Annotated in this window: 19 protein-coding genes, 1 tRNA gene and 1 rRNA gene; 12 read left to right on the forward strand and 9 right to left on the reverse strand. The window is 59.4% G+C overall.

All coding sequences use genetic code 11. The features are described from left to right. Positions 1 to 3: 3 nt before the first annotated feature. From JXQ78_RS09355 to lipA, 6 genes are all read right to left on the reverse strand, one after another. Positions 4 to 777, reverse strand: a complete 774-nt coding sequence (locus JXQ78_RS09355) for a DUF4013 domain-containing protein (protein WP_330630500.1) — start codon at positions 775 to 777, stop codon at positions 4 to 6. Positions 778 to 1,007: 230 nt separating this feature from the next. Continuing rightward, complete coding sequence (lpdA, locus tag JXQ78_RS09360; RefSeq protein ID WP_330630501.1) at positions 1,008 to 2,435, reverse strand: dihydrolipoyl dehydrogenase; 1,428 nt, start codon at positions 2,433 to 2,435, stop codon at positions 1,008 to 1,010. Between the two features lie 3 nt (positions 2,436 to 2,438). Further along, positions 2,439 to 3,842 (reverse strand): dihydrolipoamide acetyltransferase family protein, encoded by a 1,404-nt coding sequence (locus JXQ78_RS09365; protein ID WP_330630502.1) that lies wholly within the window; start codon positions 3,840 to 3,842, stop codon positions 2,439 to 2,441. 25 nt (positions 3,843 to 3,867) lie between these two features. Further along, on the reverse strand, positions 3,868 to 4,866 hold the full coding sequence (locus tag JXQ78_RS09370; RefSeq protein WP_330630503.1) for an alpha-ketoacid dehydrogenase subunit beta: 999 nt from the start codon (positions 4,864 to 4,866) through the stop codon (positions 3,868 to 3,870). Further along, on the reverse strand, positions 4,863 to 5,966 hold the full coding sequence (gene pdhA / locus JXQ78_RS09375; RefSeq protein ID WP_330630504.1) for a pyruvate dehydrogenase (acetyl-transferring) E1 component subunit alpha: 1,104 nt from the start codon (positions 5,964 to 5,966) through the stop codon (positions 4,863 to 4,865). Before pdhA ends, JXQ78_RS09370 begins: the two co-directional genes overlap by 4 nt. A gap of 203 nt (positions 5,967 to 6,169) precedes the next feature. Continuing rightward, positions 6,170 to 7,117: a lipoyl synthase gene (gene lipA / locus JXQ78_RS09380; RefSeq protein WP_330632817.1), complete on the reverse strand. Its 948-nt coding sequence runs from the start codon at positions 7,115 to 7,117 to the stop codon at positions 6,170 to 6,172. Positions 7,118 to 7,300: 183 nt separating this feature from the next. On the opposite strand from lipA, the gene JXQ78_RS09385 reads away from it, so the two are divergent. Both JXQ78_RS09385 and JXQ78_RS09390 read left to right on the forward strand, forming a co-directional pair. Continuing rightward, entirely contained in the window at positions 7,301 to 8,239 is a 939-nt protein-coding gene (locus tag JXQ78_RS09385; protein ID WP_330630505.1) for a hypothetical protein, read from the forward strand. A gap of 35 nt (positions 8,240 to 8,274) precedes the next feature. Then, positions 8,275 to 10,611, forward strand: a complete 2,337-nt coding sequence (locus JXQ78_RS09390) for a DEAD/DEAH box helicase (protein WP_330630506.1) — start codon at positions 8,275 to 8,277, stop codon at positions 10,609 to 10,611. Here the strand turns inward: JXQ78_RS09390 and JXQ78_RS09395 are convergent. Continuing rightward, a complete protein-coding gene (locus tag JXQ78_RS09395) occupies positions 10,608 to 12,245 on the reverse strand; it encodes a right-handed parallel beta-helix repeat-containing protein (protein WP_330630507.1) in 1,638 nt (545 codons plus the stop codon). The genes JXQ78_RS09390 and JXQ78_RS09395 overlap by 4 nt on opposite strands. 132 nt (positions 12,246 to 12,377) lie before the next feature. On the opposite strand from JXQ78_RS09395, the gene endA reads away from it, so the two are divergent. From endA to JXQ78_RS09430, 7 genes are all read left to right on the forward strand, one after another. Beyond that, the gene (gene endA, locus JXQ78_RS09400; RefSeq protein WP_330630508.1) at positions 12,378 to 13,406 is read left to right on the forward strand and encodes a tRNA-intron lyase; all 1,029 of its coding nucleotides are present in this window, start codon (positions 12,378 to 12,380) and stop codon (positions 13,404 to 13,406) included. Continuing rightward, positions 13,403 to 14,938, forward strand: a complete 1,536-nt coding sequence (locus tag JXQ78_RS09405) for a tryptophan--tRNA ligase (protein ID WP_330630509.1) — start codon at positions 13,403 to 13,405, stop codon at positions 14,936 to 14,938. Before endA ends, JXQ78_RS09405 begins: the two co-directional genes overlap by 4 nt. 153 nt (positions 14,939 to 15,091) lie before the next feature. Continuing rightward, complete coding sequence (locus tag JXQ78_RS09410; protein ID WP_330630510.1) at positions 15,092 to 16,060, forward strand: ABC transporter ATP-binding protein; 969 nt, start codon at positions 15,092 to 15,094, stop codon at positions 16,058 to 16,060. Next, a complete protein-coding gene (locus tag JXQ78_RS09415; protein ID WP_330630511.1) occupies positions 16,057 to 16,902 on the forward strand; it encodes an ABC transporter permease in 846 nt (281 codons plus the stop codon). The genes JXQ78_RS09410 and JXQ78_RS09415 overlap by 4 nt, the downstream gene beginning before the upstream one ends. 246 nt (positions 16,903 to 17,148) lie before the next feature. Then, a complete protein-coding gene (gene pheS / locus JXQ78_RS09420; RefSeq protein WP_330630512.1) occupies positions 17,149 to 18,654 on the forward strand; it encodes a phenylalanine--tRNA ligase subunit alpha in 1,506 nt (501 codons plus the stop codon). After that, positions 18,654 to 20,360 carry a phenylalanine--tRNA ligase subunit beta gene (pheT, locus tag JXQ78_RS09425; protein ID WP_330630513.1) on the forward strand — a complete coding sequence of 569 codons (1,707 nt, stop codon included), beginning with the start codon at positions 18,654 to 18,656 and terminating at the stop codon, positions 20,358 to 20,360. The genes pheS and pheT overlap by 1 nt, the downstream gene beginning before the upstream one ends. Before the next feature lie 40 nt (positions 20,361 to 20,400). Beyond that, a complete protein-coding gene (locus JXQ78_RS09430; protein WP_330630514.1) occupies positions 20,401 to 20,760 on the forward strand; it encodes a hypothetical protein in 360 nt (119 codons plus the stop codon). A 6-nt stretch (positions 20,761 to 20,766) separates the two neighbouring features. Here JXQ78_RS09430 and JXQ78_RS09435 read toward each other — a convergent pair whose 3' ends face one another. Together JXQ78_RS09435 and JXQ78_RS09440 are read right to left on the reverse strand one after the other, a co-directional pair. Next, complete coding sequence (locus tag JXQ78_RS09435; protein ID WP_407934017.1) at positions 20,767 to 21,822, reverse strand: quinone-dependent dihydroorotate dehydrogenase; 1,056 nt, start codon at positions 21,820 to 21,822, stop codon at positions 20,767 to 20,769. After that, positions 21,822 to 22,022 carry a hypothetical protein gene (locus JXQ78_RS09440; RefSeq protein WP_330630515.1) on the reverse strand — a complete coding sequence of 67 codons (201 nt, stop codon included), beginning with the start codon at positions 22,020 to 22,022 and terminating at the stop codon, positions 21,822 to 21,824. The genes JXQ78_RS09435 and JXQ78_RS09440 overlap by 1 nt, the downstream gene beginning before the upstream one ends. 179 nt (positions 22,023 to 22,201) lie before the next feature. Between JXQ78_RS09440 and JXQ78_RS09445 the strand changes: the two genes are divergently transcribed. From JXQ78_RS09445 to JXQ78_RS09455, 3 genes are all read left to right on the forward strand, one after another. Beyond that, complete coding sequence (locus tag JXQ78_RS09445; protein WP_330630516.1) at positions 22,202 to 22,516, forward strand: non-histone chromosomal MC1 family protein; 315 nt, start codon at positions 22,202 to 22,204, stop codon at positions 22,514 to 22,516. A gap of 715 nt (positions 22,517 to 23,231) precedes the next feature. Further along, positions 23,232 to 24,702: ribosomal RNA gene (locus JXQ78_RS09450) — 16S ribosomal RNA — on the forward strand. A gap of 96 nt (positions 24,703 to 24,798) precedes the next feature. After that, positions 24,799 to 24,870: transfer RNA gene (locus JXQ78_RS09455), tRNA-Ala, on the forward strand. Positions 24,871 to 25,062: the final 192 nt, after the last annotated feature.

The following is a 25,062-nucleotide window of genomic DNA, read 5'->3' on the forward strand; positions in this document are numbered from 1 at the left end:
TTACTAGTTACCAGCCACACCGTCGCCGGCTGGTGTTTCATCCGATGGCTCTTCGGGATTTGATGGCGAGAGTGCGTTTGCACAGCCGCGGCTGAGCACGCGTGCGTTCACCATGTATAGATAGAATGCGATCGGAGTGGTGATGAGCGTAAACACGAGAAACAGCACGCCCATGCCGCCAAAGTTGATGTGGATGACGCCGCGGACAAACTCCATTATTTGCATGAGAATCGTACAGACGAATGCAATCAGGAATGAGACCACGTACGTTCCCGTGGCGACACCACTCGCGATGGTTTTGAAGTCGAACGCCGCTCGGATATCATCGGTTATTGCGTAGTTCGTGACCGCGACGGGCAGCAAGAAGATCTCAATCAACAGCAGCAGGTACGTGAGCAACGTCATCCCCACAGTGAGTCCCGTTACAGCGCCGCCCGATAGCACCACTTCGAGCAGGATCAGTACGAACGGGACCAGGAAATACGCCAGGGCAATGGCGATTGCACTCGCGCCCTGGATCAACAACCGTTTCGGCTGCGCAAAGGCGGGCGGATCACAGGTGGCTCCCTGGGCCTGGCTCATGCAGCGGACGAGATAGCCGAACACAGTCGCCAGCAGGGTGAGTATGACCACGAATGCGAGGAGAAATATCGCTGATGGGAGTGATCGCCCCACCTGGACCAGCAGAACGGTGAGTATCATGAGGGCGCTCCCAATGCCAAACGTCCGTGCCCTGTCGTCGCCCCTGAATGGATATTTCAACGCATCGACAATCATGGAGGGGTGTCTTTTGCAGGCTGACTTATAGCTGTTGGAAACTCGTCGGTAATCTACTGGATTGAGCGCTAACTACTACTCACTGACGACTTTTTACTAATTCAAACCCCTAAATCCGATCGAAATATTGATTATCCAACAATAATCAATTCCGTAGATTGTCACTACAACCAATACCGCTTCCCACGTACTCCACCGCCAGGAAGACCGCCGCAGAACAGCTGCCTCAGTTACCGATTCAGCGTGTGGATTGCCTCGCCCAGCGCGTTGGCGGCGGCCTCCATCACGGCTTCTGAGAGCGTGGGATGGGTGTGAATCGTGCTGGTGAGATCCTCAAGCGTTGCGCCCATTTCGACGGCCAGCGCAACCTCGGCGATCATCTCGGAGGCCTCTGGACCGACAATCTGTCCGCCGAGCACGAAGCCGCTCTCCTCGTCGGCAACGATCCGTACGAAGCCGTCGGATTCCTCCATCGTCAGTGCACGGCCGCTTGCCTGCATCGGCATCTTGCCGACAATCGGCTCGAATCCGTCATCTGCGGCCTCACGCTCGGTCAGGCCAACGGTGGCGATCTCCGGCTCGGTGAACACCGCCGCCGGGACTGCCCGGTTGTCGAACGCCGCGGGCTCGCCGGCGATCACGTCGGCCGCGATCTCTCCAGCGTGCATTCCCTCATGGGCCAACATCGGCTCGCCGGCCACATCGCCAACGGCGAAGATGCCATCGATGTCGGTGCGCAGCTGTTCGTCGGTCTGTAAAAAGCCGTCCTCGTCCGTCGAAAGACCGGCTGCTTCGAGATTCATCGTGTCGGTGACGGGCTCGCGACCGACGGCAACGAGCGTTTTGTCAGCGGCGTACTCGGTGGTCTCGCCGTCTTCGGTCTCGGTCGTGACAACGATGCCGTCGCCGTCTTCTGTCCACTCGCTTGCGGCCTCGCCGAAGTTGAACTCGATCCCGAGCGACTCTGCACGACCCTTGACGACACGCGAAATGTCGTCTTCGTAGGCCGGGAGGACATCGTCCAGCATCTCGACGACGGTCACGTCCGTGCCGAGCCTGGCGAACACCGTCGAGAGCTCCATGCCGATGTAACCGGCACCCACAACGAGCAACTCGTCCGGAATCGTCTCAAGGGCGAGTGCCCCCCGCGAGGAGAGAACCAGCTCGCCGTCGAACTCGAAGCCTGGAACCTCAATCGGCCGACTCCCGGTCGCGACGATGGCGTGCTCGAACTCAACGGTCTCACCACCCTGTCCGGCCCCCTCGTGAATGACCCGCACGGTATTCTCGTCGGCGAACTCGGCGCGACCCTCCATCAGATTGACGCCGTTTGCTTTACAGAGCTTCTCGACGCCGCCGGTGAGCTGCCCAACCACATCGTTCTTCCAGTCGATCATGGTCGGCAGATCGAACTCCGGCTCGTCGAACGACACGCCGAACTGCTCGGCGTTGGTCGCCTGCTGGGCGATATCAGTGGCGTGTAACAACGCCTTCGACGGAATGCACCCGTGATTCAAACAGGTGCCGCCGTACGCATTCTTTTCAATGAGTGTCACGTCGAGATCGTGCTGTGCGGCCCGAATGGCGGCCGTGTAGCCGGCCGGCCCGCCGCCGATCACGACGACATCAGTTCCAGTTGCAATGTCTCCAACAACCATAGATTACAGTAGTAGCAGCTCCGGCGTTTCCAGATAGCGCTTGACCGTGTTGGCGAACTGGGCGGCGGTGGCACCGTCGATCGTCCGGTGATCAATCGAAAGCGAGAGTCCCATCACCGAGCGAACGACGACTTCGCCGTCGACAACACGTGGCTTTTCTTTGATCTCACCCAGCCCGAGAATCGCCGACTCGGGATGGTTGATGATCGGCGTGGCGTGCTCGCCTCCCACCGCTCCGAAGTTGGTGATGGTGAACGTGCCGCCCTGCATCTCCTCGCGCGCGATCGATCGATCGCGTGCCTTCTCGATCAGCTCGTTCATCTCCGAGCTGAGCTGTAACATCCCTTTTCGATCGACGCCATCGACGACCGGCACCATCAGCCCGGCGTCGGTCGCGACGGCGACGCCGATGTTGTAGTAATGCTTCAGGATGATTTCCTCTGCGTCCTCATCGAGCGTTGCGTTGAGTGCGGGGAACTCCTTGAGCCCCTCGACGACTGCCTTCATCACGAACGGCATGTAGGTGAGCGAGACACCCTGCTCGTCTGCAGCCTCGGCGAGCGTTGAGCGCCGTTCGACCAGCTGCGTCACGTCGACCTCGTCGTGGTGGGTGACGTGCGGTGCAGTAAACTTCGAGGCCTCCATCTGCTTGCCGATCGTGCGCCGGACCCCTCGGTAGGGAATCCGCTCTTCGCGCTCGCTCGGCGCGCCGATCGCAGCCACATCGGCTGCCTGAGCGGCCTGCTGTGACTGTGCGTACTGGCGAACCTGCGTTGGCGTGACGAACGCCTCGCCCTCTTGTGTTTGATCGGTGGGGACGGCGTTCAGATCAATTCCCTCCTCAGCGGCCAGTTTCCGAGTCGCCGGCGCGGCGAGTGTCGTCTCGCGGCTTGCGCTGGTTTCTGGCACGCTGTCAGTATCGACCGACTCGATCGCCTGGGTCGGCTCCGAACTGCTCTCATCAGTTTCTGCGTGTGCGCGCACGTCTGCCGTTGTGATGCGTCCGCTCGGGCCCGTTCCCTCGACGGCCTCGATCGACACGTCGAGTTCGCGTGCCAGTCGCCGCGCACTGGGTGGGGCAAACACGCGCTCGCTCTCAGATTCGGTCTCTGACTCTCCGGTCGAATCTGGAACGTCCGATTTTTCCTCGTCCGTGGCCGTCTCCTCGCCTTCTTCCTCGAAGACGATGATCACATCACCGACCGGTACCATCTCACCGGCGTCGGCGCGTATCTCTGCGACGCTGCCATCGACCGGTGAGGGAACGTCGACGACTGCCTTGTCCGTTTCAACCTCTGCAACCGGCTGGTCTTCGGTCACCGCATCGCCGACCTCCACCAACCAGCTGACAATCTCGCCTTCTGCGACGCCTTCTCCAACGTCGGGTAGTTCAAACTCGTATGTCATGCGGGTAGCTGCGTGTCTGTCATCCTCAGAACTCTACGACTTCTCGAATGCCGTCTTTGATCCGCGCTGGCTCTGGAAGATAGTAATCCTCGAGCGCGTACAGCGGGAACGGCGTATCGAAGCCGGTGATTCGCTTGATCGGTGCCTCCTGATAGAGTAGTGCTTCTTCCTGGATGGTTGCGGTGATCTCTCCAGCGAGTCCGCCGGTCTTTGGTGCCTCGTGAACGACGGCCGCTCGGCCGGTCTTTTTGAACGATTCGACGATAGCGTCGGTGTCGAGCGGCGAAAGCGTCCGGAGGTCGACGACCTCCACGTCGATCTCGCCGGCGAGCTGGTCGGCGGCCTCAACGGTTTGTTGAGCCATCGCTCCCCAGGTAAACACCGAAACGTCCGATCCTTCGCGGCGGACGGCAGCCTCACCCAGCGGCGTGGTGTAGGGCTCGGTCGGCACGTCACCACGGAACGCCCGGTAGATGAGCTTTGGTTCCAGAAAGACGACTGGATCCGGATCGCGAATCGATGCGGCGAGCAGTCCCTTGGCGTCTCGTGGCGTCGAAGGAACGACTACCTTCAGTCCGGGTTCGTGTACGAAAAACGCCTCCTTGGATTCGGAGTGATGCTCTGGGGCACGAATCCCACCGCCATACGGTGCGCGAACCACCATCGGACAGGTGAACCGACCGCGCGATCGGGTCCGAATGCGAGCGGCATGCGAAACGATCTGGTCAAATGCCGGGTAGATGAACCCCATGAACTGGATTTCGGGCACCGGCTTGAGACCGTACGCTGCCATTCCGATGGCTGTTCCGACGATCCCGGATTCGGCCAGCGGCGTATCGATCACACGATCGTTGCCGAACTCCTCGTAGAGGCCCTCGGTCGCGCGGAACACGCCACCGTTCTTGCCAACGTCCTCGCCCATGACGATGACCTCGTCATCGCGGTCCATTTCACCGTACAGTCCGTCTCGAACTGCCTGTACGAGCGTCAGATCGTCCGTCTCTGTGGTGTCGTTTGCGCTCATTCCAGAAGCTCCTCGTCGCCGTGTCGGTCACGAAGCCGCTCGAACGCGGCCTGTTGGTTTGCAATCCGTGCTGGCTGTTGATCGAAGACGTGCTGGAAGATCCCAGCGGGATCCGGCCGCTCGGTCGATTCGGCCGCCTCGATTGCCTCAGCCACCTCGTCTTCGATCTCGTCGGTGATCGTCTCGATCCGTTCGTCATCGAGAATTCCTTCCGCGCGAAGATACTTCTCCAGCCGGTCGATCGGATCGCGGTCTTTCCACTGTTCGACCTCCTCGTCGTCGCGGTAGACGCTCGGATCGTCCGCGGTCGTGTGTGCGCCGAATCGATACTGGACGGCCTCGATCAACGTTGGCCGTGGCGCATCACCATCGGGGTTTCGTGCCTTCTCGACGGCGTCCCTGGTTACTTTATACACGGCAAGCGGATCCATTCCATCAACCTGCACGCCATCGAAGCCGTAGGCGGTTGCCTTCTGGGCGATCGTCTGACTCGCTGTCTGACGCTCTCGGGGGACGGATATCGCCCACTGATTGTTGTTACAGAAGAAAATCGATGGGGTATCGAAGACGCCGGCGAAGTTCAGCCCCTCGTGGAAATCTCCTTCGCTGGTTGCCCCATCACCGAAGTAGCACAGAAACACTCGATCTTCGTCTTTTAGCTTCGACGCCCAGGCCAGTCCCGTCGCGTGGGGAATCTGCGTGGCGATCGGAACGGCTGCTGGAAACACTGGCTTGCCGTCCATCTGGTTGCCGCGCTCATCACCCATCCAGTACTGTAGGGTCTCGGCGAGTCCAACGTCCTTGCCGTAGACGGCAGCGTGCTCGCGGTAGGACGGAATGATCCAGTCGTCATTTCTCAGCGCGTGGGCGCTGCCAACCTGTGCGCCCTCCTGGCCCGACATTGGCGGGAACGTCCCCATTCGACCCTGTCGCTGGAGACTCACCGCGCGCTGGTCGAAATGCCGACCCAGTCGCATCTCGCGATACATCTCCACGAGCTGTGCTTCGTCGAGGTCGGGCACTGTGGCCCCGTCACGGACGCGGCCGTCCTCGTCGAGAATCTCCACTCGCGTGTCGGGGTCGCGTTGTAACGTACTCATACTTCCCTCCGTACCATACTCGAAACTTTTCCGCAGACCGTATAGTGTTTTCGTAAAAATCTTTTCTTCGTTGCTATTCTTGCCTTACCGGCGTTGGTTTCGTCAGATTCGATCCGTTCACACCTGGTGGTTCCGGCCGGATCGTGGCGTGGTTCTCACCAACTACTCAGCTTCGTCGAAGAACGCCAATCGGTGTGTCGTGGTTACGCTGAATTCCCGTCGGCAGAAGCTCGGCGTCGAGCGGCCGCAACATCGTCACCATCCCTGAGGACGGATTCGATAAACAGCTCACCCGCCCGGTACGAAGAGCGGACGAGCGGGCCACTCGCACAGTAGGCGAAGTTGAACTCTTCGTGTGCGATCTGCTGGTACGTGTCGAATTTGTCCGGATGGACGTGTTCGGTCACCTCAAGATGCCGTCTGGAGGGCTGGAGATACTGTCCGAACGTGACGATGTCCACGTCGATCTCTCGGAGATCACCGAGCGTCTGGTAGATTTCGTGATCGTACTCGCCGACGCCAAGCATGAGCGACGTTTTGGTGTAGATATCAGAGCGATCGGCGACAGTCGAGAGCACCGACAGCGACTGTTCGTAGCCTGCTCGTCGGTCACGAACCGGCCACTGGAGCCGTTCGACGGTTTCGATGTTGTGCGCGATGACATCCGGTCCGGCGTCGATAATCCGTTGAATCAGCCGCTTTTCGCCCTGAAAATCCGGGATCAACACTTCGATAAGCGTCTCTGGGTGTCGGTCGTTGATCTCGCGAATGGTTTCGGCGAAGTGATTGGCCCCCTGATCCGGAAGGTCGTCCCGATCAACCGAGGTCAAAACAACGTACTCCAGGCCAATCTCGGCAATCGCAGCGGCAACGTTTTCTGGTTCGTCGGGATCTAATGGCTCCATTCCGCCCGTTTGCACGTCACAGAAGTTACAGCCACGTGAACACCGATCACCCATCAGCATGATGGTGGCTGTTCCTGGCCCGTCGCGACCACTCCAGCACTCACCCAGATTCGGGCAGTTGGCTTCTTCACACACCGTGTGCAGATCGTGCTCACGAAGCACCTGCTTGATTTCGGTGAAGCGACGCCCGGATGGCGGCCGCATCTTCAACCAGTCGGGCTTTCGCGCACGACTCATATACTGGATCGTAGTGCTTCGGCGGGTAAAGCCTGTGGATCACCGACCAGGGTGGGTGTGCAACCGTTCTGTCTGTCGGTCTGTTCGGGGGCCGGCGTTGAAATTCCAAACTGTAGTGGCTTGATCCAGGCAATGAATTACAGCAAAATATATGCCAAAAGATATATTGTTTGATTCCGTCTCGGTATAATAATGAGACGCCGGCGGTTCATCGCGGGGTCGGTTTCGCTAACGGCCATGCTATCTGGCTGTGTGTGGGCCGAGAGCTCCGATTGGGAGTCGCCGACCGGCCAGTCGAACGCCGAGACCAGGGCCGAGCCAGTGAAGGTGGAATTACAACCGGCAAGAGGATCTCCAACCCGGACGCCGACGGACACGTCAACCGAAACGACCTCGCTGACACGAACGTCTACGCCGCTTTCACAGGAGGCGTTCGTTTCGTCGTACGAGCAGTCGCTCCAGGCTGGGGGCTATCAGGGCGACTGGGAGCTGTCGATGACCGAATCGTCGGTGACGATCACGTATGCTGCAGGCCAACAGACACACGAACGACTGTTTCGAGTGTTTCTGAGTGCGTTTTTAGACCTGGTTCGTACGAAGGATGAGCCACGAAACGCACAGTTCGTGGTGAATGCTGAGGGCCATCGGTGGTATACGTGGACGCTTTCGAACGAGCGGGTTCGAGAGCATCTCGGCGGATCGCTGGAGAAATCTGCGCTGATTTCGACGGCGTGGGAAGAACGGACGGTGGTTTCGACGCCGACGCCAACCCCAACCCAGACGCCATCGCCGACACCAACGACGACACAGACCCAGACACCGACACCAACGGCGACACAAACGCCGGGGACGGACGAACCGATCACGCTGACGGTAGCCATTCAGTTCGACCACACCTGGTCTGGACGGCTTGCTGCCGGTAGCTACTCTGAGGAGATCAACGGCGACGGCGAGACGACGATCAATGTCGATATGAAACAGCCACAGAAGCTCACTGTGACTGTATGGGCGACTGCACATCCCAGAAAGACACTTACCGTCTCCATCGTTCACCAGGAGGAGGTCGTCGCGGAGGATTCAACCGATCGTGGGACGATTTCGATCGAGTACACCCCACCGCAGGCAGAATGAGAAATTCCTTTGACCCATCGCGTCCGTTCTCGTCTGTGAACGTCGCAGAGCGGATTCCGAAATTCGCCGACGCGTTTCCGTTCGAGTCGTTTAATCGGATGCAATCGACGGCGATCAGCGGGATCTTAGAGCGTGACGACAACGTTGTCGTCAGTGCACCAACCGCGTCTGGAAAAACCGCGCTTGCAGAGCTTGCGATCTGCAGAACGATTGACCGTGACGGCACGGCACTGTTCATCGCGCCGCTGCGGGCGCTGACGAACGAAAAAGAGCGCGAGTGGGAACGGTTTGAGGAGCTTGGCTTTTCGGTGTACGTCGTAACCGGCGAGCGCGAACTACATCCCCGCCGGGCCGAACGCGCCGACATTCTGGTGATGACACCGGAGAAAGTCGACTCTGCGACACGAAAACACGACTCGGGGCGCTATTCGTTTATCACCGAAATCGACTGCTGTGTCATCGATGAGGTCCATCTGCTGGACTCAGAACGACGAGGGAGCGTCCTTGAGGTAACGATTTCCCGGCTGCGACGGCTCTGTGAGCCACGAATCGTCGCGCTGTCGGCGACAATGGCGAACGTCGATGAGGTCGCTCAGTGGCTCGATGCGCCACCGGAAACAACATTTACATTCGATGAGGAGTATCGGCCGATTCCGCTGACGGCGTCTGTCCAGACGTACACACACGGCGATAATCCGTTTGCAGACAAGTATCGCCGGCTCTATCGCGCGCTCGATCTTGCCGAGCCACACATCCGGGATGAGGGCCAGGCGCTCGTGTTCGTGGCATCGCGCTCAGATACGCGCCAGGCCGCAGAGAAAGCCCGCGACGAACTGGCCCAGCGCGATGTCCCGATGGGTGCCCGCGGCAAATATGATTTTCACACCGAGACCCAGCAGCTCTCGAACGAAACGCTCAGAAAGTCAGTACTCGACGGCGTCGGGTTTCACCACGCCGGGCTATCGACCGACGATAAGACGCTCGTTGAGCGCTGGTTTCGCGAAGGAAAGATCCAGCTGTTGTTTTCGACCTCGACGCTGGCGTGGGGCGTGAATCTGCCAGCCAGATGTGTCGTCATTCGAGACACGAAGCTCCACGATCCCCTAGAAGGAGAAGTGGACATGAGTCCGCTGGACGTGTTGCAGATGCTCGGTCGTGCGGGTCGGCCCGGCTACGACGACGCCGGCTACGCTTACGTGGTCTGTGATCAGGCCGACGCCGACCGATACCGAACGCTGCTTGCAGACGGCAAGCCGATCGAATCCCGTCTCGCGGAGGATCTGCCCGCGCATCTGAACGCCGAGGTTGCCCTGGAGACGGTCGATAACGTGGCCGACGTTGTGTCGTGGCTCGAAACGACGTTTTATTTCGTTCGAACAACTGCCGATACAACCCGAGCGGATGCAGACCAGCTGCGCGAAATCGCCGTGGAGACGCTCGAAACCGTAGCCGACGACGGCTTTGTGACGATCGACGACGATGGACAAATCGAACCGACGCCGCTCGGCCAGCTCACCTCTCGGTTCTACCTTCGATTGCCGACGGCACGAACGTTCTCTCGACTTGCCGAGCAGTCTGCGATCGACGCTGATGATGTGCTGGCGACGATCGCCCGCGCGAGCGAGTTCGACAGCGTGGCAGCACGACAGAGCGAGCGCGAAGCGATTGCAGCCGTCGTGTCCGGACAGCCTGGACTGACCGATTTGAGCCACCGGAAAGTGTTTGCTATCCTGCAATCGAGCATGAGCGGCTCGACACCGAGCGCGCTCCAGAGCGACGCGTGGGTGATTCGACACAATGCGCTTCGGTTGCTTGCGGCACTGCGCGCGTTTCTGGATCGATTCGGCGATCCGCCGGCGGCAAACGTCGCCCGCCGCGTTGAAGCCCGCATCGAGAACGCAATCAGCGACGATGCGGTCGGGCTAACCGCGATCGATGGCGTTGGCACCGGTCGCGCACAGACGCTCGCCAGAGCTGGACTGTCGACGCCAGCGGACGTTCGAGCAGCCGACCTTGAAGGACTCGTCGATGCCGGACTCTCCGATGGCGTCGCCCAGCGTGTGCTCGAAAGCGCTCATTCGTTGCCGGCGGTCGAAATCGATTGGGGGGCGTTTCCAGAAACGGTCCCGGCGGGCGAGAATGATCTCCGCGAAGTGACGATTCAGACGACTGCCGGCAGCGCACGTGCGTCGATCGCCGTCACCGTCAACGACGTCTCGATGACCGATACGACCACATATCTGGGCGAGACGACGGTTCCGGTGGGCGTGTTCGGCGGCGATGTCGAAACGCTCGAGTATACGATCACCGTGAGCTTTCCGGAGCTCCCGCTCGTGCCGGTTGTCGAGTCAAAAGAGGTTCGTGTGGTCTAGAGCCCGCTTGTTACGCGACTCCAGTTTCCAGCGCCGTCTGCCCGGTAGCCGATCCACGGCGACACTGCCGTGTTCCAGACGAGTGCTCCCGTGGCGTGTGCGTAGTCGGCGTGTCCGTTCCACTCGCCGCTTGCTGAAGGATCGCCACTGTTGGTGGCCTGACCGTTGAACAGCGTTCTGGTGCCGTTATCCCGGAGGCCATCGCGTGTTAGGCCCTGCACGTTCGAGAGTACCGTCTCGACAGCGCCGTCCTCGACCCTGAGCTGCCAGGAACGACCGCCCTGACAGACCACATTCGAGAGCACGTTTTTTGCACCCGCAATTCGCGCACTGACACGACTCCCGTCTGCGCCACCGAGTCGGACGTTCGAAACGTGATGTTCCGTTCCATCGAGTCTGATGGCCGGTGCGCTTTGCTTTTTCGTTCCAAAGCCATCGACGGCGAGCCCATCGACGACCGTGTTCGATCCCGTGAGCCGAACGACCGAGCCACCAATGTTCGTGGCGCGTATCGTCGAGTACTGTGACTGGCTAGCGCCGGAAACGACCGCGTGCTGTGAGTCTTTGACCGTCGCGTTCGAGACGACGTTGCCGCTCACCGATCGCTCGCGGAACACCGCACCGTCGGCCGTCCCCTCGGCATACACGTTGGTGATGGCATTGTTGACGCCCTGGAGCTCGATGCCGGGCGAACAGTTGTACAGCGAGAGATTCGAGAACTGACTCGTCGAGTTGTTGCTGTAGATCCCGCCCTTCTTTGCACTGATGAGGTGGCAGTTGTCGATCTTTAGCCGGGTGCCCGTCCCGAGATGAACGTTCCACCCCCGGTTGTTCTCGATCCAGCAGTTTCTGATTCGTGTTCCTGAGGTAGAGCCAGCGAGGCGCATCCCGTCGCCCCAGGAGTATCGAACGATCAGATTCTCATACACCGTGTCGATTATGTTGCCGTCGCCCTCGATGAGGTGGCCGGACGATCTGGTACCGTTCGGAAACGTCCCGAGAACGCTCATATCGCTCACGCCACCGAAATTTCCGCTTTCGACGCTCTGGAACGTGATTACCGAGCCGTCTTTTGGGGCGGCGTTCAAAACGGTGGCTCGCACGCCAGCACCGGAGAAATACACCGCATCGTTCTCGTAGTCGCCATCGGACGGCGTTTTCAGCCCCGACGCGCGAAACTGTCCAGGCTCGAATGAAACGTGTCCTCCGGCCGGTACCACCGACGAATCGACGATCCATGGATCGTCTTTCGTTCCATGCCCGTCAGTCGCAAACTGTGCGGCCTGTCGAACGCCGTTCGTCCGCTGGAACCCTCCGTCTGGCCCCGAAACACCCATTGCGTGCCAGTCGTTGCCGATCCAGACGTAGAGCGTCCCCTGTTCGGGAGGATGCGTGACGAAATACTCTTGCCCCGGCGCAGAACCCTTTTCTGGACGCTCTGAAAGCGGCCCCGAAAGCCGCGGTGCGTCGTAGGGCCCCGATGGACGCTCCAGATTGCTCGTGGGCCGATCGTTCGGCTCCGTCGACCCTTCCTCCGAAGACCAGTCAAAACAGCCCGCCAGCGAACCGGCCCCCACTACTGCCGTCGTCCGTAACACCGACCGCCGGGGTATCGATCTTCGATCACCTGTCATTAGAGTTGAACTATTGGAGAAATATAAGGGTCTTGTGGCTCATCTAACGTGTAAGGTAATTTGGAATGTATCTGGTTCGTTCTCGTTGGACCCAATCACAGTGGCTTTGGCAGTCGCCCGTCCAGTAGCGGTATGCACGGCTCGATGGAGGGGGAGACGGTACATGTTCCGTCGCCCGCTCGCGAACGGTTTTACGACAGTCGGGGGTACGGTCATCCACGGGGTGATGGGCTCGCGCTGTCGCCGGCCGAGGCCGCTCATCTGCTGTATCGTGGCGATCTCGACGCAGTGGATGGGAAGGGATTTCAGTCGTTTCTGGCGACGACGGACGCGCTCGTTCCGTTTCTCGTGTACAAGGACCTCAGAGAGCGTGGATTTTATCTGTCTCCTGCGCGGGATGGGTGGGTCGGACGGGACGTGGCTGAACGAGCAGATTTCGTCGTGTATCCGCGCGGAAACGGCCCCTGGGACGGTGTCACCGAGTACGCGGTGCAGGTAGTGGGCGAGCGCGAACCGATCTCTCTGACGGAGCTTTCGGGGACGCTGGCGGTTGTCGACGAAGAAAGCGAGATCACCTACTTCAGCGTCGAACAGCCAACACTGGCGGGTTCGACAGCTCACGATCTTCCAGCCGACGTGCCGGGAATGTTGCTCGCCGATCGCGTGGTGTTGTGGGACTGTCCGTCGGAACTGTACGAGCGGGCGTTTTTCGGACAGGCACTCGGTGATGGCCCATCGGACGATGACGACCCGCTGTCGATTCAGTGCTCGCTGGTCGAGGCGGCGTATCTTGCCGATGCGGGCATCATTCGGATCGATGCGGGAACGGACGGCATCGTCGAGCGAGGCCGCGCCGTTGTGGGTGACCGGTTCGACCGTCGGCTGGCGGTGTATCGCGAACTCAGAGACCGTCAGCTCGTCCCGAAGACGGGCTATAAATATGGCGCGGATTTCCGGACGTACGACGACGTCGAGCACGTTGGTTCGCTGCCCCACTCGAACGATCTCGTTCGCGTCCGTCCGTCGGGAAAAGCGATGTCGACGCGGGATCTGGCGCTGGACGTGCGGATGGCCCACGGTGTCCGTAAGCGAATGGTTTTTGCTCTGACCGACGCGAAAGGCGAGATAGACTGGCGGTCGGTCAGTCGTCTCACACCATGACCGGGCACGAACACGACGCCTCGATGGACGAATCAGACGGAGTCGAACGGACGGATGGCGGGACCGCCGGGGGCACAGACGACGTTGCGCTCGATCCCTGGGGCTCCTCGACGGTCGAAGATTATCGCAAGCTGTTCGAGGAGTTTGGCATCGAGTCGTTCGATGACGTGCTCGATTCAGTGTCACAGCCCCATTATCTGATGCGACGCGGTGTGATCTTCGGCCACCGGGAGTACGAGCGCGTACTCGAAGGCATGGCAGACCACAATGCGGCGGTTCTTTCGGGATTCATGCCGACCGGTGATCCGCATATCGGTCACAAGCTTGTTTTCGATGAGATCATCTGGCATCAGCGCCACGGTGCCGACGCATTCTCATTGATTGCGGATCTCGAGGCTCACTCCGCACGCGGGCTTGATTGGGACGAGATCGAGACTCACGCTCGTGACTATATCTTGTCTCTGCTGGCGCTTGGATTCGACCCCGAAGCTGGAGAGCTCTATCGCCAATCAGAAAACCGCGAGGTCCAGGATTTGGCGTTCGAGCTCGGGATCGAGACGAATCTCTCCGAGCTCCAAGCAATCTATGGCTTCGACGGCGAGACCGACGTGTCTCACATGCAGAGCGTCGTCACGCAGATGGCCGATATTCTCTACCCACAGCTCGAAGAGCCCCGGCCAACGGTGATTCCAGTTGGCCCGGATCAGGATCCACACGTCCGGCTCGCGCGGGATCTGGCAGCACGCATGCGTACGTTCAAAGTGACCGAGGCGTATGCCAGCTTCGAGACCGACGAGTCAAACCGCGAGCTGCTTGGTGCGGTGTACGAACAGCTCGACGGTGAGGATGAAGCGGTCGTTCGGTGTGAAGCGGCTGCCGAGTTCGTCGCCGAACAGTACTCTGCGCCCGAACTCGAATCGAGCCTTCGTGCAGCGGGCAAAGAGCCGCTCAGACACCGGGTGCGGTTTTTGGATAGAAACGCCGACGAGGAGACGTTCACGGCGCTGATCGATGCGATCGATGGCGAAAAACGCGTGTATGAGGGACACATCGACGCGTTCGATCTCGGCCGAACGGATGCGCACGAACTTGCTCGAGAGATCGAAGTCGAGCACGGCGGCTATGGCTTCTATCCGCCGTCCTCGATCTATCACCGGTTCATGACGGGACTCACGGGTGGAAAGATGTCATCCTCGATCCCGGCGAGTCACATCAGTCTGCTCGACGACCCGCAAACGGGCTATGAGAAGGTAAAATCGGCGACCACCGGTGGCCGCGACACCGCCGAGAAACAGCGTGAGCTCGGCGGTGAAGCCGATGACTGTCCGGTGTACGAGCTGTACGCGTATCTGTTGGCCGACGACGATGATGATCTGGCAACAACCGTCTACGAGGAGTGTGTCACCGGCGAGCGACTCTGTGGCGACTGCAAAGAACAGGCCGCAGTACTCATGCGCGAGTTTCTCAACGACCACCAGGAAAAACGTGAGGAGGTTGAACCACTTCTCGATTCGCTGGATATTGGGCTGTAGCACCACGCAAACAGCACAGATACGGACTTGACTCTCGTTTTCTACTCCAGATTTATTTAATAATGGAATAATTTATTATCTACTGTGGGGTAGTTTGGGTATGGTCCTCGATTTGGTTCCTCCACGGAGCGGTCTCGAACGTGGTGATGTCGCTTGAGTTCCACTCCCGCGATCGAAATCGATGGTCTCACCCGACGGTTCGGTGACGTTCTCGCGGTTGATGGGCTGTCTCTTACCGTCCATGAAGGTGAGGTTTTTGGATTTCTGGGTCCAAACGGCGCGGGCAAGTCGACAACTATCCACATGCTGTTAGGCTTTCTTGAGCCGACGGCTGGATCGGCCCGTCTGCTGGGACGCTCGGTAACCGAAGACTCACGCGCCATCCGCGAGCGGATCGGGATTCTTCCGGAGGGGTATGGCACCTACGAAAATCTGACTGGTCGCGAACACGTTGTCTCTGCAATCGAAACAAAAGGCGCTGATGACGATCCGGATACGATTCTCGAGCGGGTGGGATTGGATCCGTCCGCGAGCAGGCGGGCCGTGGGCGGCTACTCGAAGGGAATGGCCCAACGACTGGGACTTGCGGTCGCACTCGTCGGCGATCCAGCGCTGTTAATTCTCGATGAGCCAACGTCCGGTCTCGATCCGACGGGGGTGAAACGCCTGCGACAGATCATCGATGCGGAACTCGACCGAGGGACGACGGTGTTTTTCTCCTCGCACATCCTTGATGAGGTCGAACGAGTCTGTGATCGGGTGGCGATCTTGCACGATGGATCGCTCCAGACGGTCGATTCCGTCGAGGATCTTCGCGCGACGCTTTCGATCGAATCCGTGATCGATGTGACGCTCGCAGACCGGCCAACTGGCGTGGATCTCGAGGCCATCGACGGCGTTGCAGAGACACAGATCGATAACACGAGCGTTCGCGTCCGGTGTACGAAGCCAACAGCAAAAATGCAGATCCTCCGGCAGCTTGACGACGCAGCGACGGTGCTGGATATTGACATCGAAAACGGCTCGCTCGAAACCATCTTCGAGGCCTACACCTCGGCGTCGGACGGGCACGCACTCGCAGCCAATGGAACCACCCAACCACCGACAGAGGTTGAAAAATGAGCACGTTCACCGTCGCTCGCGACGACTTTCGGAACGTCAGGCGCTCGTACGTCATCGCAGGGACGATCGGCGTCTTCTCGGTGCTGGTCGGGCTCGTTTTTCTCGCCGAGATCGACATCTATTCCGACGCCTATCGGACGATTTTCGACGTATCGGCGTTGGTCGCGTTCATTTTGCCGCTGTTCATCGCGTCGATGACTTATCTCTCGGTCGCCGGTGCAGTCGATACGGGAACGATTCAGTATGTCCTTGGTCTTCCGAACAGCAGGGCCGCGTATCTTGCCGGCACATTTCTCTCGCGGGCGGTTATCGGCGTGGCGACCGTGGTCGTCGGTGTCACTGTCGGCTTCATTATCGCGGCTGTGACGTTCGAAAACGGTGCCGACGCCGGACGGTTTCTGTGGTTCCTGGGTGTCTCGATGGTGTATGCCCTGTCGCTCACGGGTCTGTTCGTTGGCATCTCGGCGATGACGAACCGACGTTCCCGGGCGATGATGGGCGTATTCATCGCGTATTTCGTTCTGGTTGGATTCTGGGGCGGGGTTTTGCCGGTCCTCTCGTTGCAGACGCTCATCGACGCCGTGGCCTCGACGCTGGGAGTGACCGTTTCAGAGACGACTCGCGAGTTCGTAGCGGGACTTTCGCCGGTGAACGCGTATTTCGGATCAACGCGGGTGATCTACTCCGGTGTCTTCGAGAGCTATCCGGCGATCGAGGCGATTGCACCCGCCGGCGACGATCTCATCGATCAGTGGTGGTACTACGTGTTGATTCAGCTTGCCTGGACGGTTGTGGTGCCAATGGTCGGCTATCTGCGATTCAAACGAGCCGAACTCACCTAGGGAGGCTGTTGGCGTACGTCCGACCCAGAACGCTTTTCTCCATCGATGGTTCACAGGCACGTATGGCAGAAACACCCCTGTCGGTGAGAACCGATCTGCGAGCACGCGGCGGCTCCAGGGGTCCTTTCTTTTCCGCGTAGGCGACGGTGGAGCGGGGTCGAGCAACAACCAGCTCGATTCTTCGAAACCGATGCCCCACGCGGTAATCACGTGCGCTGATCGACCGACACGATCGACGATAACACCATGCAACTTCCAGAAACACAGGCCAACGTTCTCGAATCGGCAAGTGCGTCCGCACCAACGCCGATCGAAACGATCGCCACTGACATCGACGAACCGACAGCTGCCGTCACTCGTGCAGCGTTCGAACTCGAAGACCACGGACTCATCACGGTCACCGAATCGACGAGTGATTCGGTTTCGCTCACCGAGGAGGGCGAGGAGTACCGACGGGATGGACTCCCCGAATGCCGTCTCTACCGGGCCGCAGCCACCGCTGGCGCAGACGCCGATCCAGTACCGATGGGCGATCTCATTCAGGCGGCCGACCTTGGCGGGCCGGCCGTGGACATCGCGCTCTCGAACTTCGCCAGAAAGGGCTATGGACAGATCGAATCCGGTGTCATCTCGATTGATCCCGACGCCGATCCGGACGCAGACGCCGAGGCACAGGCGCTCGTGGCGCTGGCAGCTGGCGAGCCACAAGATGACACACCAATAGGATCGCTGGAGCGTCGTGGACTTATCGAGCGCGAATCGAGCACCGATCGGTCGGTGCAGCTTACCGACGCGGGCGTCACCGCAATGATGGAGGGCATCGACGTGGCTGACACCGTCGGCGCAGTGACCCCAGAGCTGCTCACCAGCGGCGAGTTCGAGTCCGTCGAGTTCACACCATACAACGTAGCGGCCGACGCCGAACAGACCCCGAGCGGTCGCAAACACGTGCTTCGACGGATCAGCGACCGCGTCAAACGCGTTCTCGTCGGAATGGGCTTTGAGGAGATGGACGGTCCGCACGTGGATGCAGACTTCTGGATCAACGATGCGCTGTTCATGCCACAGGACCATCCCGCACGCACACACTGGGATCGATTCGCGCTTGCGGAACCTGACCGGATCGACGAACTTCCAGAGGAGTTGGTCACCGCGGTCGAACGCGCCCATCGAAATGGCATTGGTGCAGAGAGCGAGGGATATCACTCGCCGTGGGACGAGGAGTTCGCCCGCGCACTCGCGCTCCGTGGTCACACCACCTCGCTGTCGATGCGCTATCTCTCTGGCCACCAGGTCGGCGAGCTCGAACCGCCACAGAAGTATTTCAGCGTCGAGAAGGTGTATCGCAACGACACGCTCGATGCGACCCATCTGCTTGAGTTCTTCCAGATCGAGGGCTGGGTGATGGCCGAGAATCTCTCCGTTCGAGATCTAATGGGGACGTTCACGGCATTTTACGAACGATTCGGCATTACCGACGTGCAGTTCAAGCCACATTACAATCCATACACTGAGCCCAGCTTCGAGCTGTTCGGACACCATCCAACGACGGGTGAGCTGATCGAGATCGGCAACAGCGGCCTGTTCCGCCCGGAGGTACTCGAACCGCTCGGTGTCGAGTGTGACGTGATGGCGTGGGGACTAGCGCTTGAACGGCTTGCCATGCTCATGACCGGTGCTGAAGACATCCGCGATCTCCACGGAACACTCGCGGACCTTGATTTCTTGCGGACAGCGGAGGTGACCCACTGATGCCAGTCGTCGACATCGATACGGACGAACTACGCCGGCTCGCGAGCACGGATGACACTGACGACGAACTGAAAGCCCAGCTGTTCGGTCTCGGCCTCGAATTCGAGGGTGAAACGGACGACGGTGAGCTACAGTTCGAGTTCGCACCGGATCGTCTGGATCGGCTGAGCGTCGAGGGCGTTGCTCGGTCGCTTCGCTACCAGCAGGGGACCGATCGGGGCGTCTATCTCCCCTCGATGAACGATCCGGAGTGGACGATTGCGGTCGATGAGTCCGTTCCAGACGAGCGTCCGTACGTCACCGGGGCGGTCGTCCGGGGACTCGATCTGACCGACGCCGGTCTGGAGTCGTTGATCCAACTGCAGGAGAAACTCCATGCGACGATGGGACGTGGCCGAGCGAAAGGCGCGATCGGCATTCACGACCTGACGCTGATGAAGGGCGAATCGATCGCCACTGACCGCGAGAAATCGATCACGTATCGCGGGATTGATCCCGAGGGCGATCGCTTCGTTCCGCTGGACGGCGAAACCGACGCCACACCGGCGACGGTGCTCGAAACCCATCCAACCGGAGAGCAGTATGCCGACCTCCTCGCGGGGATGGACCGCTATCCAGCGATCTACGACGACATCGGTCTCTTTTCGTTCCCGCCAGTGATCAACGGCCAGCGCACGGAGGTCACGACGGACTCTCGGGATCTGTTCGTCGAACTCACCGGCACCGATCAGTGGACGATCGACAAGATGTGTACGATCATCTGCTATGCGCTTGACGCACGCGGTGGGCGCGTCGAGCGTGTAACCGTGGAGTATCCGGACGGCACCGAACTCGACTGCCCGGATTGTTCGGTGACAGAGAAGACGATCAGTCACGACCGGATCGAATCCGTCATCGGCGTGGCGCTGTCCACCGAGGAGGTGATCGACTATCTCGAGCGTGCCGGACTGGACGCCGACCACGAGGCAGGTGCGTACGAGGTGTCGATTCCGCCCTATCGCGTCGACGTGTTGCATCCAATTGATCTGGTCGACGACGTTGGTCGTGCCTATGGCTTCAACGATCTCGAGCCTCGTTATCCCGATGTGAGCACGATCGGTGGCACCCACGATCGAACCCAGCTCGAAGACGCCCTTCGAGAGACGCTCGTCGGGCTGGGATTCGAGGACATGCTGAACTTCCATCTCAGCAACGTGGAGAATTGCTTCGAACGGATGGGACTCGAGCCACCAGCCGAATCGGTGGTCGGAGGCGGTCGGCCGGCGACGATCGTCGAACCGTACAGCGAGGAGTACACCATCGTTCGCACGTGGGCGCTCCCATCGTTGCTGACAGTGCTCGAAAATAACACGCATCGGCGCTATCCCCAGGCGCTCTCCGAGATTGGTCTCGCCGCGACCATCGATGAGTCCGTAGAAACGAAGGTGGCAGAGCGACAGACGGTGGCAGGCGTGCTAGGGGCGACCAACGCCAGCTACGAGGACGCAAGGGGGCGACTCCAGGCGATCGCTACCGCGTTTGGCGTCGCGCTCTCGACGCCCGCCACCGAGCACCCTAGCTTCATCGACGGCCGGACGGCCACGATCGAGTTCGATGGCGAGCCTGCCGGCGTGGTTGGCGAACTACATCCTCGTGTGCTCGTTGAGCACGACCTTGAGCTTCCGGTCGTCGGATTCGAGTTCGATCTCGCGGCGCTGTCGGCATAGAGGCGGTATTTTTCCAGCTCGGAACTGTTGTGTGGCGTGAATGGATCAAACGTCTCCGCCGAGTCTCCCCGAACGGATCGACGGGCTGTTCTGGGGTGGCTCCGAGCTGGCACTCGGACTGGGTGCCATACTTATCGACACAGAACTCTCCGAGCTGGCCGTCTTGCTCTGGAGTGGCTGCTGGTCTATACTTGGCCTGCTCACGATTGCAGGCCAGTTTATCAGCGTTGACTACCCTCGACTGGAGTGGGTGGGGCTGGTGATTGCGAGCTGGCTCGTGGCGTTTCTCTGGCAGGACACCACCCACGGAATGGTAGCCTTCGTTGCAATCATCGGCGCGGCAGGATTCACGCTGCTGGTGCTCGTCTCTGCTATGAGAACCACAGAACGAATTCCGTAGCGCCGATCACTCCAGATCCACGCCGACAGCCGCTTCGATTGAATCGAAGCCATCGCGTTCTAGCAGCTTCAAGAGCCCCCGGTTGATTTCTCTCGCGATCGTTGGCCCCTCATAGATCAACCCGGTGTAAAGCTGTACCAGCGACGCACCAGCTCGGATTTTGGCGTAGGCACCCTTCGCATCGGAGATCCCGCCAACGCCGATCACCGGAACGTCAGTTCGCTCTGCGACGAACCTGACTGCTTCTGTGGATCGTTTTTCGATCGGATCGCCGGAAAGGCCCCCCATTTCGACTCGGTTGATGCTTTCGAGCGATTCGGGACGCTCCGTGGTCGTATTTGTGGTGATCACACCGTCGAGATCGAGCTCGTCGACGACCGCAAGTGCGTCTTCGATTGCGTCCTCGCTGAGATCCGGCGACAGTTTCACTAACAGCGGGTCTGCCCCGGCCTCGGCGAGTGCCCCGAGAATCGCCGTGAGATGCTCTCGGTGCTGAAGCTTCCGGAGACCCGGCGTGTTCGGACTCGAGACGTTGACGACAACGTACTCACAGCTGGATTTCACTCTATTGAACGTGTATCGATAATCCTCGGGGGCATCCTCCAGGGGTGTCGATTTTGACTTCCCGATGTTCACTCCAACGGGCACCGGTACGCGCGTTCGCGACAGCCGCTCACCGACCGCGTCGGCACCGTCGTTGTTGAATCCCATCCGGTTGATCAACGCCCGATCACTGGCCAATCTGAACAGTCGTGGCCGAGGATTGCCTGGCTGTGACTCGGCGGTCACGCCCCCGACCTCCACGTGGCCGAATCCAAGCCGCCCCACTGCGGCCGGAATCTTTGCGTTCTTGTCGAACCCTGCCGCAAGCCCCACCGGATTCGAGAAGGTCTGACCGAACGCCGAGACAGTCAGTCGTGGATCCGACGCTGTGAGCCGGTCGGCGTAGACCCGATCGAGCCCCAGCGTTTGTGCGCCACGCAATCCCCGTGTTATGAGACCGTGGGCTGTCTCCGGTGGCAACTGAAACAGAAGTGGCTTTGCTACGTCGTAGATATCCATCAGAATTCGTGCTCGAGATCGTCGTCCTCATCCGCCTTCTGGATGATGATCTTGTTATCACGCACGCGAACGAACACCTCATCACCGATCTCCATGCCGGCAACCGTCAGTTCATCTTCGTGGAGATTCAGGTGAACGTTGTGATACTCGCCGTTTTCGTCTTTCGCGCCGCTCGGACTGAGCTTTTTCTTTCGCACCATCGCGCTATCGTATTACAATCTTCGCTATACGATATACATAAGTCTGGCGTGCCCGTCGTTTCTTCGGATTCATTACATTCATCAAAACTCGTATATAAAGTTATTGAGCCTCTGCTGTCGATTTTGGGGATACAGTTATATGACGGTATGTACTGATGTGACATGGAGGTGTGAAAATCATGGCACGCAGTACGAGTGACAAACGAAACTTCGCCCTTCGTGAGACGGGGGGAAAGGAGACGAGTGTTTTCTCCGGTCGAACGCCACGACAGGCAGCACTGAAAGCAGCCCGTCGACTTGAACCGGCATCATCGGAGGAAGACGCCGATCGAACGCCGATCGAACTCAGAGAAAAAGGCACGAAGAAGGTCCACATCTACGAAGGCTGGGCGTGGGAAGAGCCTGCACCTGATGATAAGCCTGACTGGATGCCAGACCGCATCACAGAAGCGAACGTCTCGAAACAGGGCATCGAACATCTAGAGGAGATTTAGGACCCTGCAGTCGGACGTTATTTTTTGCCACTTCACCTGAACGGGGTGGTCACAAAGATCCAATAGTGACCACCACGAATGGACAACTGCGCGGCACTCACTCGCTTTGACCATACGTACGTGCGTGGGATGAGGAGCCGGTCTCCAGCCGCGCAATATTACTGCCCCCAGCCATTGCTGTATCCAACGAAGTGTGTCTGGGATATGGTTGCATGGAAACGGTATCCATGAAATCGCGTGACGTAGCGCCTGTAGTTCGACGGCCTTAAGGTGGTGGTGCCATTCCGATAGAATGCGAACGACGAGATGAAGACCCCAACGGGGGGTCGAAATCCTCGGTCCGACGCCCTTAAATATGTAGGGGCGATCGGATGAAATACGCTTCGAGATCGGGTCTGCGTTGTGGACTCGAACTCGATCCGATGCCTTTATGTATATAGGGGCATTCGGATTAAATACGACGGAGGCAATGTCCGTTGGATCCGGACATTGCCTGGATCGGTCGATGCGGGCCCTTCGATGGGTTTAATACCCTCAATGGCCTACGATCAGATCCGAAGGAGATGAGGATTCCACCCCTACGGTCCGCCGTACAGATGGGATCTGATGTTAGCCCTGATAGTTCGGTGATACTCGGTTGGTCGAGTATTCCCGAACGTCCGATAGATGGTGATGCGACATGCATCCCGCCTCGCCCCTCATTTTGAGGGGCAACATTCCGGTTGATCCTGCCGGAGGCTATTGCTATCGGAATCCGCTTTAGCCATGCGAGTCGCACGGGTTTAGACCCGTGGCAAACTGCTCAGTAACACGTGGCCAAACTACCCTATAGATTCGGATAACCTCGGGAAACTGAGGATAATCCGAAATAGCGCTCTACTGCTGGAATGCTATGAGCGTGAAACGCTCCGGCGCTGTAGGATGTGGCTGCGGCCGATTAGGTAGACGGTGGGGTAACGGCCCACCGTGCCCATAATCGGTACGGGTCATGAGAGTGAGAACCCGGAGACGGTCTCTGAGACACGAGTCCGGGCCCTACGGGGCGCAGCAGGCGCGAAACCTTTACACTGCACGACAGTGCGATAAGGGGATTCCGAGTGCGAGGGCATATAGTCCTCGCTTTTGTACACCGTAGGGCGGTGTACGAATAAGGGCTGGGCAAGACCGGTGCCAGCCGCCGCGGTAACACCGGCAGCCCGAGTGATGGCCGCTTTTATTGGGCCTAAAGCGTCCGTAGCTTGCCAGACAGGTCCGTTGGGAAATCCACTCGCTTAACGAGTGGGCGTCCAGCGGAAACCGTCCGGCTTGGGACCGGAAGACCTGAGGGGTACGTCCAGGGTAGGAGTGAAATCCTGTAATCCTGGACGGACCACCGGTGGCGAAAGCGCCTCAGGAAGACGGATCCGACAGTGAGGGACGAAAGCTAGGGTCTCGAACCGGATTAGATACCCGGGTAGTCCTAGCTGTAAACGATGCTCGCTAGGTGTGACGCAGGCTACGAGCCTGCGCTGTGCCGTAGGGAAGCCGCGAAGCGAGCCGCCTGGGAAGTACGTCCGCAAGGATGAAACTTAAAGGAATTGGCGGGGGAGCACTACAACCGGAGGAGCCTGCGGTTTAATTGGACTCAACGCCGGACATCTCACCAGCTCCGACAGTAGTAATGACAGTCAGGCTGATGGTCTTTGCTCGAGCTACTGAGAGGAGGTGCATGGCCGCCGTCAGCTCGTACCGTGAGGCGTCCTGTTAAGTCAGGCAACGAGCGAGACCCACACCTCTAGTTGCCAGCAACATCTCGCGATGGTTGGGTACACTAGGGGGACTGCCGCTGCCAAAGCGGAGGAAGGAATGGGCAACGGTAGGTCAGTATGCCCCGAATGAGCTGGGCAACACGCGGGCTACAATGGTCAGGACAATGGGATGCTACCCCGAAAGGGGACGCTAATCTCCTAACCCTGGTCGTAGTTCGGATTGCGGGCTGAAACTCGCCCGCATGAAGCTGGATTCGGTAGTAATCGCGTCTCAGCAGGGCGCGGTGAATACGTCCCTGCTCCTTGCACACACCGCCCGTCAAATCACCCGAGTGGGGTCCGGATGAGGCCATTTCCGATGGTCAAATCTGGGCTCCGCAAGGGGGATTAAGTCGTAACAAGGTAGCCGTAGGGGAATCTGCGGCTGGATCACCTCCACAGACCGGGACCAGGTCGATGACCTGGCCCACATTTGCAGCGCGGACGTTCGGTTCGTCCAACCGAGCACTTCAGAACTATCAGGGCTAACAGGTAGGGCCCATAGCTCAGTGGGAGAGTGCCTCCTTTGCAAGGAGGATGCCCTGGGTTCGAATCCCAGTGGGTCCATGTTCACCCGACCGAGATCGATTCCCTTAAGTGGGACTCAGCACTCGTTCGGGTAACGACAGATGCACCATCTCGTGCCAAGCGAGGATGGGAAGGGTCGATAACCACTCAAAACCGCCGAGTGGTTGATGAGACTGTATGTACGTGCAATCCAGGCGCTCACTGGACCCGTTCTCCGGGTTCCAGTTATTA

The organism is Halocatena halophila (genome assembly GCA_027563145.1).
Classification (GTDB): Archaea; Halobacteriota; Halobacteria; order Halobacteriales; family Haloarculaceae; genus Halocatena; species Halocatena halophila.